The organism is Photorhabdus tasmaniensis (assembly GCF_011189505.1).
Taxonomy (GTDB): domain Bacteria; phylum Pseudomonadota; class Gammaproteobacteria; order Enterobacterales; family Enterobacteriaceae; genus Photorhabdus; species Photorhabdus tasmaniensis.
On the sequence record NZ_PUJU01000172.1, the window covers coordinates 1 to 916 of the forward strand.

Here is a 916-nt window from a genome sequence, read left to right on the forward strand (position 1 = left end):
GTATCGCCTGGATATGCCGGGTGTCCGCGCCGTTCTCCAGCATCTGAGTTGCCATTGAGTGGCGGAACAGATGGCAGGCCCCCGGTTTAGCCAGCTGCGCCTGTTTACGGATGCTGTCAGCGGCTATCTGGGTTAACGTGCCTCTGGCCAGCCCTCCGCCTTTTTTGGTGATAAACAGGTGACCGCTGTCACCCCGCCGCGTTAACTGGGGCCGGACGCTGAGCCAGCGACTTAACCAGTGCAGCGCCTGCTCACCGATGGGCACTACCCGGTCCTTACGGCCTTTACCCTGTCTGACCAGCACCACCCCGCGCCCGAAGTCCACTTCGCTTAACAGCAGGTTCGCCACTTCCATCCGCCGGATACCGGTACTCCACAACACTTCAAGGATAGCCCGGTTTCTCAGTCCGGTTGCGGTGTTGATATCCGTCGCGGCTAAGACCGTGTGGGTTTCGTCTTCATTCATCACCTGGGCCGGCAGCCGTTTTTCTTCTCTTGGCAACACCAGGTTATCTGTCGGGTTATACAGGATATGGTGACGTTGCAGCAGCCAGCGGAACCACTGACGTAAGACACTCAGGCGGTCCCGCTGACTGCCCGGGCTATAGGGGTGTCCGTTCGCTTTACGGGCGCTTCTCAGCCAGCGCTGATAGCTTTCCAGCAACGGCAGGCTGACCTGCGGCGCGGTCATGACCCCGCGGGCTTCACACCAGGTGACGAACGGCAACAACCGTTCTTCATAAGCTTCCTGTGTCCGTTCACTTAACCCCTGTCCCTGAACGGCTTCCAGCCAGGCGGCCAGATGCTGGCGTAAGGTGGCGAAGCGGGCCGGGATGGCGTCGGGTTGACTGTGGGCTTCCGTTACTGAGGGGCGTTTTTTTCTGTCTGGCGAGGCGAGCGTTGTTGCTAGGCTGGT

The 916-nt window shown here is 60.2% G+C and carries 1 protein-coding gene; it reads right to left on the minus strand.

The features are described 5' to 3' along the window. Positions 1 to 835, minus strand: an 835-nt coding sequence (gene xerC, locus C5471_RS25530; RefSeq protein ID WP_422630945.1) for a site-specific tyrosine recombinase XerC, incomplete at its 3' end; no start/stop codon positions are given. Between the last annotated feature and the right edge of the window lie 81 nt (positions 836 to 916).